Origin of the sequence: Parabacteroides sp. PF5-6 (assembly GCF_029504695.1) — a bacterium.
Lineage (GTDB): Bacteria > Bacteroidota > Bacteroidia > Bacteroidales > Tannerellaceae > QVMG01.
The window spans coordinates 40,084-53,326 of the sequence record NZ_JAQFIN010000009.1 but is presented as its reverse complement, the minus strand read 5'-3'; the positions used below and the strand labels follow the sequence as shown (position 1 = coordinate 53,326).

Genomic DNA, 13,243 nt, shown 5'->3' with positions numbered 1-13,243 from the left:
ATAAACCCAAATTTGTATATTTGCATTTTGAGTCGAATTATACATTGAATATCAAATAAATAACGTCTTGTAAAAATGAACCGATTAGAGCAATTGTCTCAGCTAATAAATACTTTATCAAAGGCTGAAAAGCGTTATTTCAAACTGATGAGCAACCTCCAGAAAGGTAAAAAAGAGTATTTATACCTTTACGACAAACTGGAAATATCTCATTCCGTGGATGATGTGTACAAATCTTTTTGTCGGAAATACGGAAAAAGAAGCCTTGAAACTTCTGTGCGGTACTTGTACGACCAACTATTGGATTGTCTGGTCTGTCTGGATAAGAAAATGGATATACAAGGTGAGATATTTCATCTTATATCCCAATCGTCCTCTCTTTATGAACGAAAATTTGTGAAAGAGGCTCTGCAAAAACTATCGAAAGCCAAACAACTGGCTCAGGATTTTGAGCAGGACATACTTTTATTACTTATCAGGCGAACCGAAATTGTATATATCATGGAAAACGATTTCATGCACTTTTCCGAACGCGAACTGGTCAGTAAGCATACTAAACTGAATGAATGCTTGAAATATACCCGGAGTACGAATATGCATGTCTCTTTATTCTCTACACTGAACTACCGTTTGTACAACCTGGATCAGGTTCGATCAGATAAACAAAAGGAAGCGATGAATGATCTGGTCTTAAGCGAACTCAACCTGATGTCGAATAATAATTATCATCGGTTTGAATCCATGAAATTGCACTTGCTTTTTCAGGCATCTTATTATCTGCATACAGGGAGCTACAAGTCCGCAATCCGTTATTATACGGAATTGCTCGATCTGTTTGATGAATATGGTCATTTAAAGCGAAACCCTCCCATATATTATTTTTCGACTATCGAAGGTATTATAAACAGCTTGCTCACGGCAGGGATCTATCATGAGATTCCTTTATTCGTCGAGAAACTGAAACATTTGGCAAACGGGGACTATCCGGAAGATTTTTTATTGAAAGTCCGCTTCTTGTTATTCGTCTCTCAGGCAGAGTACTATATCCGTTTCGGAAGATTTGAGGAAGCCCTACAACTCGCTGCCGAATATGAGGAGATACTCCACAAGAAGATGAAATCATTGAATCTGGAAAATCAATTACGGCTTAATCTTTCGAATGTCATTATCTTTTTGTGCAATAATGAACTAAAGAAGGCGCGTAGAAATATGCGGCGGATCATGCAGGAAGGGAAACTCTTTCAAACATATCCACTCTACAGAACAGCCCGTTTATTAAGCCTTATTATCGATGTCGAACTACATGATTACGACTTGCTCGAAAATGAAATTCGATCGATAAAGAGGGCTATACGTTCTGAAAGCCAGGACTATATGACCGAAAAACTCATTTTTAAGTTCATTTTGCAATGTCCTATCCCGAAATATGAGAAACTAAGGGTTAAGATTTGGGAAAAGCTGGAAAAAGAAATACTTCAGATCCACCGGAACAAATATGAACGGCAGATCTTAAAAATATTTGACTTCCCGGCATGGATCGAAAGCAAATTGACCTTGAGACCCTTCAGAGAAGTTTTGCAGAAAAAAGAGGGATAAAAGATAAAAGGTACACAATACATTGGCCTTGTTTCGGGTTATATTAAGTGACATGCGTAAAAAAATTCAACTATATAAACAACATGGAAACAATCAAACAACAAGCTAAGCAGCTCCTGGTTGAGTTTAGGGGGGATGCGTACATTTTTGGGATAGGGGTAATCGATTGCTTAGGGGCAGAGGTGGCGAAATTGGGGAAAAGAGTCTCTGTCGTTATGGATGGTTTGGGGAAAGAGCGGTCGTTGCCTATCATACAAACGATTGAAGATAGCTTCTCGAAGGCAGGGCTGACGATTGCCGGTGATTATATCCGTGGGGCAAGGCCTAACGCTCCCCGGGAAGACGTCTTTACCATAGCCCGGAAGATAGAAGAGCAGGCGCCTGATGTCGTCTTGTCGTTTGGTGGAGGCAGTACGACGGATGCCGTCAAAGCGGCCCTTGCTTTCAACTGTTTGGGAGACGCGTTTCCGGATATCGACGATTACTTCGGGGTGGGGGAAGTGACTCAAATGCTTTCTACTACCGGAAGAAAAAAGCTCCCTCACTTTGCCGCAATGACCGTGGCCAGTTCGGCGGCCCACCTGACCAAATATTCCAATATTACAGAGCTGCGTTCCGGACAAAAGTTGTTGATGATCGACGAAGCGCTGGTTCCCGACAGGGCTGTATTCGATTATACCTATTCCATCACACAACCACCGGCATTAACGGTCGATGGTGCGTTGGATGGGATCTCTCATGCCTTGGAAGTCTTGATGGGCATTCCCGAACCGCTTTATGAAAAAGTGGAACCTGTCTGCCTGACCGCGATCGAACTGATCGTCAGCCAGATCAAAAAGGTAGTCGATAATCCTGAGGATCGTAATGCACGCGAATCCATTGGCTTGGGTACGGACCTGGGCGGATATGCCATTATGATCGGAGGGACCAATGGCGCCCATCTGAATAGTTTCTCTTTGACCGATATCCTGTCGCATGGACGTGCCTGTGCCCTGATGAACCCTTACTATGTAGTCTTTTTCTCGAGCACCATCGGCCACCGGCTGAAGAAAGTCGCTTCGATCTATAAAAAGGCAGGTTATATCGATGGCGATATCGCATTGCTGGAAGGTCGTGATCTCGGATTGGCGTTAGCCGGAGGCATGATCAAACTGTCGAAAGACATCGGTTTCCCCATCACCCTGAAAGAGGTGCCCGGCTACAAGGAAGCCCATAAAAAAAGATGCCTCGAAGCCGCCAAGGATCCTAAATTGGAGTCGAAACTGAAGAATATGCCGGTGCCGATGACCTCCGCCGATGTAGACCAATATATGGCTCCTATTCTGGAAGCAGCGGAGGAAGGGGATATGAGCCGGATCAAAAACCGGGATTAAAAGATACCTCCTTTATACAGGTTGTCGAAGTCGGCCTGCTCTTTTGTGCCGGCTTCGGGTTCGAGTTCGGCGGCGATTTGCAGGTCTTGCGCGGCGCCGACTGCATCACCCATTTGTTCTTTGAGTTGCCCACGGGCGGTATAGGCGCGGGCAAATTGTTCGTTGTGCTCGATGGCTTCGTCGTAGAGAGCCAGGGCTTCCGGGTATTTTTGGCGGCCGATCATTTGGCGGGCGGCTAAGAGATAGGCTTCTTCATTGAAGGGGTTAAGCGCCAATACCTCCTGGTATTCCTGGAGTGCAGCATCCTGATCGCCCAATAGTTCGTAGATCTGTCCGCGCAAGAGGTGGGCCGTCTCTTCGCCTTCTTCGACTAACGCGATGACCTGATTCACATCGTCGAGCGCTTCTTCCCCTTTTTTCATCGCCAGATACAGCTGGGCACGAAGCAGATAGCCATCGGCGAAGTTTTCTTTGATCGCCATCGAGCGGGTAACATCCGCCACTGCGCCTTCCCAGTCACCGGTGGCCCGTTTGGCTTTCGCGCGCAGGATCCACGCCAGGAAATTCATTTCATCCAATTCAATCACCCGGTCGCAATCGGCGATCGCATCCTTGTCGCGGTCGGCCATAAAATACAGGTTGACGCGCGTCAATAAGGCATCCGTATTCTCCGGTTCCAGTTCGATCAGTTCATCGGCCGTCTCAAGGGCGCTTTCCGTGTCCTGAGCCATGCTGTAAGCGGAGATCAGGAAAGTCATCGTCTCCGGATCTTTTTGTATGTTGAGTGCTTCTTCGAAACAGCGGATCGCATACTTCACCTGGCGGATCTGCAGGGCGCGTACACCGTCGTATTTCAATATATCGAAGTTCTTTTGTCCGTTTTGTTGTTTGTCTTCCTGTGTCTCTTCTTTTTTGGAGGAAGAGAATAAAGATGAAAATATTCCCATGGCATTCTTTGTTTATCGTGCAAACATACAAAATAATATGTAATTGCTTTACGCTTCGCTGAGCGAACGTCATTCGTTATTCTTAATTCTTCATTCGTAATTCTTAATTAATAAAGTATTATCTTTATCGCTCCAATTCAAAATCAAAGTACAGATGAAAGCTCAGACCACAATTCTATGGCCTTTATTGTCGCTTGCCGCTTGCGTCGGATGCAAGGACAGCCAACCGGAAAAAAAGATGAATATCCTCTATATCATGACGGATGATCATTCCTTTCAGACGATCAGCGCTTATGATCAGCGGTATATCCGGACGCCGCATATCGACCGCATCGGACAGGAAGGCGTTGTCTTCCGCAATAGTTTCGTGGCCAATTCGATCAGCGGACCCAGCCGCGCCTGTATGTTGACAGGCAAGCATAGCCATAAGAACGGTTTTATCGACAATATGCACGAATTCGACGGCAGCCAGCAGACCTACCCGAAACTGTTGCAACAGGCAGGCTACCAGACTGCCGTCGTCGGCAAGTGGCATCTCACCTCCGAGCCCACCGGCTTTGATTATTGGAATATCCTGATCGGACAGGGCGATTATTACAATCCCACGTTTATCGATAACGGTCAGCGGCGGCAGATCGAAGGCTACGCCACGAACGTCACGACCGACCTGGCCTTGGACTGGCTGGAAAACAAACGCGATGCGGAGAAACCTTTCTGTCTCTTGTTGCACCACAAAGCGCCCCACCGCACCTGGATGCCCGATACCTGCGACCTGGGTGTCTTCGATGATATGGTCTTCCCCTTGCCCGCGAATTTCTACGATGCGTATGAAAACCGTCAGGCCGCAGCCGCGCAAGAGATGAGTATCATCCACGATATGGACCTGGTGTACGACCTGAAGATGGCCGATAAAGCCGACGAGATCCATACCGCCTCCGAAGGGCTGGAGCGTGCCGGACGCAACCTCTACAACCGCATGAATGCCGAGCAGAAAGCCCGGTGGGATGCCTATTACGACCCGATCATCCGCGACTTCAAAACGCAAGGGCTTAGCGGTAACGCCTTGGCCGAATGGAAATTCCAGCGGTATATGCGCGATTACCTGAGTGTGATCCGCTCGGTCGACCGCAATATCGGGCGCGTCCTGCATTACCTGGAGGCAAACGGGTTATTGGAAAACACCCTGATCGTTTATACCTCGGATCAGGGTTTCTATATGGGCGAACACGGCTGGTTCGACAAACGTTTCATGTACGAAGAATCGTTCCGCACGCCCCTGGTGGCCCGCCTGCCGGGCGGCCGAAAGGGAGATGTCGATCAATTGGTACAGAATATCGACTACGCCCCGACCTTCCTCGAACTCGCCGGCGTAGCCATCCCGGAGGATATCCAGGGCGAATCGCTCCTGCCCCTTCTGCAAGGCAAAAATCCGGCCGACTGGCGGCAATCCCTCTATTACCATTATTATGAATACCCTTCCGAGCATGCGGTGAAGCGTCATTACGGCGTACGCACCGACCGCTATAAACTGATCCATTTCTATCACGATATCGACTGTTGGGAGCTCTACGACCTGGAAAAAGACCCTACCGAGATGAACAATCTCTACGCCGACCCGGCCTATACTTCCGTGCAACAGGAACTGCATCGCGAACTCGACCGTTTGCGGACCTACTATGCCGTCGAATAACCGAAATATATATATATTCATAAACATCTGAAAATGAGATATTAATATTCTCCTCAACAACTACCGGTAGTTTGCGAACAAACTACCGGTAGTTTGTCGACAAAATATTAGTAGTTTGTGCGCAAAGTACTGGTAGTTTAAAAAAGGAGGTCTGAAGGGCTTAAAATCGGGTGAGAAATGAGGGTTATTTAGCAGAGGAAGAGATAAGTGACAAACTATCATTAAAGCCATTGTTTTGCTTTCAATTAGCTCTGCTTTTTGGAATATATCTTTATTTTTTCAATTTTTTAATAGTTTGCCCATAGGAGGGGCAGGCAAAAAGCTGTACTTTTGCGGCTGTTTATAACTTGGCGGAAAATTGTTTTTCGAAACATTTTCATGGAATAACAAAGGGTATTATCAGACGTTTTTCGCGCCGCTATTAATTCATACTTATGGAAAATATACAAACTGGGCTTCTGTTGATGGTAGTCGGTATGACTACGGTATTTATCATCCTTCTGATTGTGATCTACCTGGGCAAAGGGCTTATTGCGCTGGTCAATACCTATGCTCCGGAAGAGATGGTAGTGAAGAAGCAAACGCCGGCCCGGGTTTCCGCTCCTGCATCTGCACCTGTTGCTGCCGCTACTGTGGGCACGGCAGGTTTATCTCCCGAAGAGACGGCGGCGATCATCTCTGCCGTAAGCGTAGCTACGGGTGGACAGGGCAAGGTGACGGAAATAAAAAAATTATAAATAAATACGACAAATTAGATATCATGAAAAGAGAGATTAAATTTAGCTTGGTTTTTAGGGATATGTGGCAGTCTGCCGGGAAATATGTACCTACCGTTGACCAGCTTGTACGTGTAGCTCCTGCTATTATTGAGATGGGCTGTTTTGCCCGGGTGGAAACCAATGGCGGAGGTTTTGAACAGGTGAATTTACTTTTTGGCGAAAATCCCAATAAAGCCGTGCGCGAATGGACGAAACCGTTCCATGAGGCAGGCATTCAAACGCATATGTTAGACCGTGCACTGAACGGATTGCGGATGAGCCCCGTGCCCGCCGATGTTCGTCAGTTGTTCTATCAGGTAAAAAAGGCGCAGGGCACGGATATCACCCGTACGTTCTGCGGATTGAACGATGTGCGCAATATCGCTCCTTCCATTCAATATGCGAAAGAGGCGGGAATGATTTCCCAGTGTGCCCTTTCCATCACCCATTCACCGATCCATACGGTAGAATATTATACGAAGATGGCTCTGGAACTGATCGAGCTGGGTGCCGACGAAATTTGTATCAAGGATATGGCAGGTATCGGCCGGCCTTATTCATTGGGACAGATCGTCCGCAATATCAAAGAGAAACATCCGGAGATCCCTATCCAATACCACAGCCATGCCGGTCCCGGTTTTAGTGTAGCTTCTATTCTGGAGGTATGCGATGCCGGTTGCGACTATATCGACGTGGGTATGGAACCTTTGTCGTGGGGAACGGGACATGCTGATCTTCTGACTGTACAGGCCATGTTGAAAGATGCCGGATATATCGTGCCGGAGATCAATATGGAAGCCTATATGAAGGTGCGCAGCATGGTTCAGGAGTTTATGGACGACTGGTTGGGCTTCTATATCAGCCCGAAAAACCGGTTGATGAATTCGCTGTTGATCGGTCCGGGACTGCCGGGTGGCATGATGGGTAGCCTGATGTCCGACCTGGAAAAGAACCTGGAGTCGATCAATAAGACCAAGATGAAGAATAACCAGGCGTTGATGACACAGGATCAGTTGTTGATCAAACTGTTCGACGAGGTGGCTTACGTTTGGCCGCGCGTCGGTTATCCTCCATTGGTTACGCCTTTCAGCCAGTATGTAAAGAACCTGGCGATGATGAACGTCATGCAGATGGAAAAAGGGAAAGCCCGTTGGAGCATGATCGCCGATGATATCTGGGATATGATCCTGGGCAGAGCCGGCCGTTTACCCGGTCCGTTGGCTCCGGAGATCATCGAAAAGGCGAAAGCGGAAGGCCGTGAGTTCTTCACCGGCGACCCGCAAAGCAATTATCCGGATGCTCTGGATAAATACCGCAAACTGATGAACGAAAAGCAATGGGAAGTGGGCGAAGACGACGAAGAACTCTTCGAATACGCCATGCACCCGGCACAATACGAAGCCTATCGCTCGGGCAAAGCCAAAGTGGAATTCCTGGCCGATATCGCCAAGCGCAAAGCCGAAAAGGCAAAAGCCGGCAAACCGGCGGAAGCCGCTCCGGCACCGGCACCGACCGTTGCTCCGGCAGGCCCTGTGGTCATGTCGTTGCCTACCACACCGCAGACGATGACCGTCGATGTCAACGGCCAGGCCTATAAGGTAACCGTGAACTTCGGTGAAACGGAAACAGCACCTGCTACCCCTGCGGTTCCTTCTACCCCTTCTGCCCCTTCTGCCCCTTCAACCCCTTCCGCCCCTGCCTCCTCCGGCGAAGAAGTCCTCTCCCCCCTGGAAGGCAAGTTCTTCCTCGTGAAAGACACTTCGGAGGCGCCATTGAAAGTGGGCGATGTGGTGAAAGAAGGCGACCTGCTCTGCTACGTAGAAGCCATGAAAACCTATAACGCCGTCCGCTCCGAGTTCAATGGAACGGTCACCGCGATCCTGCCCGCCGCAGGCGATTCGGTATCCGAGGATGACGTATTAATGACTATCGCCTGATGAAAGAAATACTGGAGAACCTATATGAAATGACTGCGTTCGGGAATATCATTGCCGAACCGCAGTTTCTCGTCATGTATGCCATCTCTTTCGTCTTGCTCTATCTGGGGATTAAGAAACAATATGAACCTTTATTGTTGATCCCGATCGCCTTCGGGGTGTTGTTGGCCAATTTCCCCGGTGGAGAGATGGGCATCACACAGGCAGATGAGAACGGAATGGTGGCCGTACAAGGCACGCTGAAGAGTATATGGGAAATGCCGCTGCATGACATTGCTCATGAGTTGGGGATCATGAATTTCCTGTATTATATGCTGATCAAGACCGGCTTCCTGCCGCCGATCATCTTTATGGGGGTAGGGGCATTGACCGACTTCGGGCCGATGTTGCGCAACCTGCGCTTGTCGATCTTCGGGGCGGCGGCCCAGTTGGGCATCTTCACCGTCTTACTCGTAGCCATCCTGATGGGCTTCACGCCACAGGAAGCAGCTTCACTGGGTATTATCGGAGGGGCCGACGGACCGACGGCCATCTTTACGACGATCAAATTGGCACCGCATTTGTTGGGCCCGATCGCGATTGCCGCTTATTCCTATATGGCGTTGGTGCCGGTGATCATTCCTTTGGTGGTCAACCTGTTCTGTACGAAGAAGGAATTGAAGATCAATATGAAAGAGCAAGAGAAACTGTTCCCTTCGGGAGCGGAGATAAAGAATATGCGCGTGTTGAAGATCATCTTCCCGGTAGCGGTAACCGTAGTGGTGGCCTTATTGGTCCCGAGCGCCGTGCCCTTGGTGGGGATGTTGATGTTCGGTAACCTGGTGAAAGAAGTGGGATCCTCTGTCGGGCGTTTGTTCGATGCGATCTCGAACAGCATCATGAACACGGCGACGATCTTCCTGGGGCTTTGCGTCGGGGCGACGATGACGGCCGAGGCGTTCCTGAACTGGACCACGATCGGTATCGTAGTCGGCGGCTTCCTGGCGTTTGCCCTGTCGATCTCGGGTGGTATCTTCTTGGTGAAGCTGTTCAACCTCTTTACCAAGAAGAAGATCAATCCATTGATCGGTGCCACAGGACTGAGCGCTGTGCCGATGGCGTCGCGCGTGGCCAATGAGATCGCCCTGAAGCACGATCCGAAAAACCATGTGTTGCAGTATTGCATGGCCAGCAACATCTCCGGGGTGATCGGCTCGGCTGTGGCTGCCGGGGTTTTGATTTCTTTCCTGGGCTAATTGTGCTGATTTCCGTAAATAATTAGCTCTAAATGCTGTAATCCAAAAATAATTCCCTTAATTTGTGTGCTAAATATTGGAAATTTATTTCCTTTTTCTAAATGTGATGAATATGAAGGACACTCTTGAAACTAATTTGCCGGAAGAAAACGGTAAATTGGAAGATGCTAAGGCTCCGGTAGAAGTAACGGAAAATAGTACAGTAGAAGAAACTAAAACAGTAGAAGAAAACACTCAGGACGCACCGCAAGCGGTAGCTGTCGAGGAAAAAGCAGAAGAGCCTCAGGCAACGGAAGCTCCGGAAACTCCGGAAGCTGTTGCACCGGAAGCCGTTGAGACCGAACAGCCCGTAGAGGCTGCAGCGGAACCGGCTACCGAAGAACCGGCTATTGTAGAAGCTGCCTCAGAACCCACTGCCGAAGAGCCTGCACCGGAACCGGCTGTCGAAGAGCCTGCTCCTTCCACGGATCATTTGACCAAAGAGGAAATCCTGAAAAGACTGGAAACCTTAGTGGAAGAGTCTGTCGAAAAGTCGCGCCCCGAGATCGAAGCCTTGAAACAATCCTATTACAAACTTCGCCGGATAGAGATCGAAGACCTGAAGAAGGCTTTTATCGAAGAAGGAGGCGTAGAGGAAGAGTTTGTCGTTCCCGAAGATGAAGCGGAAGCGAGATTGAAAGAGCTGTTGGCGACCTACCGCGAGAAGCGTGCCGCTGTCCTGGCCGAAGAAGACCGGATCAAAGCGGCTAACTACGCGTTGAAGCTGCAGATGATCGATCAACTCAAAGTGTTGACCGAGAGCCAGGACGATTTCAATAAACTGTATAATGAGTTTAAAGAGATCCAACAACGCTGGAAAGAAGTGAAACAGATCCCGCAGGAACACGCCAGTGAACTGTGGCGCAACTACCAGACCTACACCGAGAAATTCTATGATATCATCAAGATAAACAATCAGTTCCGAGATTACGACTTCAAGAAGAACCTGGAATTGAAGACCGCGCTTTGCGAAACGGTAGAGAAACTGGAAAGCGAACCGGATGTGATCTCCGCATTCCATCAACTGCAGAAGCTCCACCAGCAATGGCGCGAGATAGGCCCGGTTTCCAAAGAACTGCGCGAATCGCTCTGGACCCGTTTCAAGACCGCCTCGACGGTGATCAACAAACGCCATCAGGAGCATTTCGAAGGCCTGAAAGAGAAAGAACAGGAAAACCTCGAAGCGAAAACAGCGATCTGCGAAGAGATCGAAGCCATCGACTTCACCCTGTTGAAAAGCTTTAAAGACTGGGAAGCGAAGAATAAAGAGGTGATCGCCTTGCAGGATAAATGGAAAACCATCGGTTTCGCTCCGAAGAAATACAACGTGAAGATCTTCGAACGCTTCCGTGCCGCCTGCGACGTCTACTTCAACAAGAAAAGCGAGTTCTACAAAGGCGTCAAAGAGGATATGGAGAAAAACCTCGAGAAGAAACGCCAGTTGTGTGAGCAAGCTGAAGCGTTGAAAGACAGTACGGACTGGAAAGAAACGACGGATAAGATGATCGCCCTGCAGAAAGAGTGGAAAACGATCGGTCCGGTAGCCCGCAAACATTCGGATGTGGTGTGGAAACGTTTCATCTCCGCCTGTGATGCTTTCTTTGAAGAAAAGAATAAGAATGTCGTTTCGCAGAAGAGCGTCGAACAAACCAATCTGGCCACCAAGAAAGAATTGATCGAAAAGATCAATGCCTTGGATGAAAGCCTGGATGCCGACGAAGCCTTGAACCAACTGCGCGAATACATGTCGGAATGGGCAGGGATCGGCTTTGTCCCGTTCAAAGAAAAGGATAAGATCTACAAAGAATACCACGAAGCTGTCGACAAACAGTTCGATCGCCTGAAAGTGGATAAGACCGACCGCCGGATGCAGTCGTTCCGCAATACCCTGTCGGATATGTCCAGCGGTGAACGGGGCAAAAACAAGCTGTACGGCGAGCGCGAAAAGCTGATGCGTATGTACGACCGGATGAAAAACGAGCTTCAGACATACGAAAACAATATCGGCTTCCTGAGCATCTCCTCCAAAGGCGGAGGCGGCCTGGTCAAAGAAATGGAACGCAAGATCGAAAAGCTGAAAGACGAAATGGCTTTGACGATCAAGAAAATAGAAGCGATCGATGAGAATTTGGAGTAAGCTCCAAATTCTCATCAGTTGAAAGTTGAATGCTCCTGCATTATTTCAATCCCGGATACGAAGCGGCGCTCCTGTTGGAGCAGCCTGATTATACACCTCCCGCTAATGTGCAACGCATGCAGCGGGAGTTGGCTTTTCTGCCCCTTTGGTACGGGGAAGCGGGCGATTATGTGTGGGTGGAAGAAGGAGCATACGCTGACTTTCCGGATCTGCCCGACGACTTTCCCGCGCGGCCGACGCTGCTCACACCCGCTTTATGGGCCGATCCCGCTTTTTCGCTTCCGCCTTTGCAGGCGGCACCCTGGGGAGTTTCGCCGCAGACAATCCGTTTCTTTCAGACTTTAGCCGCCGTTGAACAACGGACACTGTATATCCCCCAATGGAAAGAGAACTACCGCACACTGATCGGGCGGCAAACGGCAGCCCAATGCCTGGAGATGATGCGGCAGCGAACCGACTATCCCCTGCCGAAGACACCGGTATTCCTTTGTTCCGTCGCCGAGGTGGAACACTATCTATTGGCCCGTCCCGACGTTCCTTTTGTATTAAAGATGCCGTATTCCTCCTCCGGACGGGGTTTATTGCGCGTCGACCATCCGTTGCCCGCCAAAGAAAAAGAATGGCTCACGGGCGCATTGCGCAAGCAGGGCACCGTCAGCATCGAACCGCGCCTGCGGAAAGAGAAAGATTTCGCCCTTGAATTTTATATGACGCCCGAAGGTAAAGCCGAATACAAAGGCCTCTCCGTCTTTCTCACCGAAGGCTGGAAAACCTATGGTGGCAATTGGCTGGCATCGGAAGAAAGATTAGAGGAAGAGATCACGCGCCACAGCGGAACGGCCGCTTTTCATTCCCTCAAAGAGATCACCCGGCAGGTCGTTGAAGAAACCTTCGGCGGTGCATATACCGGTTACCTGGGTGTCGATATGCTGTTGTACACCGATGCCGCGGACCGCTCGCTGATCCATCCCTGCGTGGAGATCAATATGCGCTATACGATGGGCATGCTCGCCATCCGCCTCTTCGAACGACTGATCCACCCGCAAGCCACCGCCCACTTCCGCATCACCTACGAAAAAGACGCCTGGCAACGCCACCAACAACTACTTCAATCCCATCCCGCCCAATTCGCAGACGGCCGCCTCCGCCATGGCTACTTCCCCCTTTGCCCCGTCAATCGGGACACGCAATATCGCGCTTTTGTCTTGATCGAAAAAAACAGCTAACAGTTCTTCTGAAAGCATCTAATCTGTACTATCCACAAATCAGGTGGAATATTCAAATGGAAGAGAATGTGAAGGTGTAGGATAATAGCAGATGGACATTTCTGGCTCCCCTTCTTAGAAAAGAAGGGGGTGGACCAGAGCCGTAGGCGATGGTGGGGTAGTTTGATCCTAATTTTGTATGAGATAGGTATTTATGATTTGTCAGAAGATCAAACTGCTCCACCACGGCAAGCCGTGGTCCCCCTCTTCTTGTCTAAGAAGAGGAGCCGAGATACCGATATCGTAAACCTTCACATCTCAAACTA

At 49.2% G+C, this 13,243-nt stretch carries 9 protein-coding genes; 8 read left to right on the top strand and 1 reads right to left on the bottom strand.

What is annotated here, in order from left to right:
- Positions 1-75: 75 nt before the first annotated feature.
- A complete protein-coding gene (locus tag M2133_RS11290; protein WP_277466238.1) occupies positions 76-1,596 on the top strand; it encodes a hypothetical protein in 1,521 nt (506 codons plus the stop codon).
- 83 nt (positions 1,597-1,679) lie between these two features.
- A complete protein-coding gene (locus tag M2133_RS11285) occupies positions 1,680-2,969 on the top strand; it encodes an iron-containing alcohol dehydrogenase (protein WP_277466237.1) in 1,290 nt (429 codons plus the stop codon).
- Here M2133_RS11285 and M2133_RS11280 read toward each other — a convergent pair.
- Positions 2,966-3,916: a tetratricopeptide repeat protein gene (locus M2133_RS11280; RefSeq protein ID WP_277466236.1), complete on the bottom strand. Its 951-nt coding sequence runs from the start codon at positions 3,914-3,916 to the stop codon at positions 2,966-2,968. The two genes, M2133_RS11285 and M2133_RS11280, sit on opposite strands and share 4 nt — an antisense overlap.
- Positions 3,917-4,070: 154 nt before the next feature.
- Here M2133_RS11280 and M2133_RS11275 point away from each other — a divergent pair, with 154 nt between their 5' ends.
- The 6 genes from M2133_RS11275 to M2133_RS11250 all read left to right on the top strand — a co-directional run bounded on the left by M2133_RS11275 (position 4,071) and on the right by M2133_RS11250 (position 12,938).
- Entirely contained in the window at positions 4,071-5,606 is a 1,536-nt protein-coding gene (locus M2133_RS11275) for a sulfatase (protein ID WP_277466235.1), read from the top strand.
- 434 nt (positions 5,607-6,040) lie between these two features.
- Complete coding sequence (locus M2133_RS11270) at positions 6,041-6,343, top strand: OadG family protein (RefSeq protein WP_277466234.1); 303 nt, start codon at positions 6,041-6,043, stop codon at positions 6,341-6,343.
- A 23-nt stretch (positions 6,344-6,366) separates the two neighbouring features.
- Complete coding sequence (locus tag M2133_RS11265; RefSeq protein ID WP_277466233.1) at positions 6,367-8,301, top strand: biotin/lipoyl-containing protein; 1,935 nt, start codon at positions 6,367-6,369, stop codon at positions 8,299-8,301.
- On the top strand, positions 8,301-9,536 hold the full coding sequence (locus M2133_RS11260) for a sodium ion-translocating decarboxylase subunit beta (RefSeq protein WP_277466232.1): 1,236 nt from the start codon (positions 8,301-8,303) through the stop codon (positions 9,534-9,536). Before M2133_RS11265 ends, M2133_RS11260 begins: the two co-directional genes overlap by 1 nt.
- 112 nt (positions 9,537-9,648) lie before the next feature.
- On the top strand, positions 9,649-11,712 hold the full coding sequence (locus M2133_RS11255) for a DUF349 domain-containing protein (RefSeq protein WP_277466231.1): 2,064 nt from the start codon (positions 9,649-9,651) through the stop codon (positions 11,710-11,712).
- Positions 11,713-11,741: 29 nt separating this feature from the next.
- Positions 11,742-12,938 carry a hypothetical protein gene (locus M2133_RS11250; RefSeq protein ID WP_277466230.1) on the top strand — a complete coding sequence of 399 codons (1,197 nt, stop codon included), beginning with the start codon at positions 11,742-11,744 and terminating at the stop codon, positions 12,936-12,938.
- Positions 12,939-13,243 lie beyond the last annotated feature (305 nt).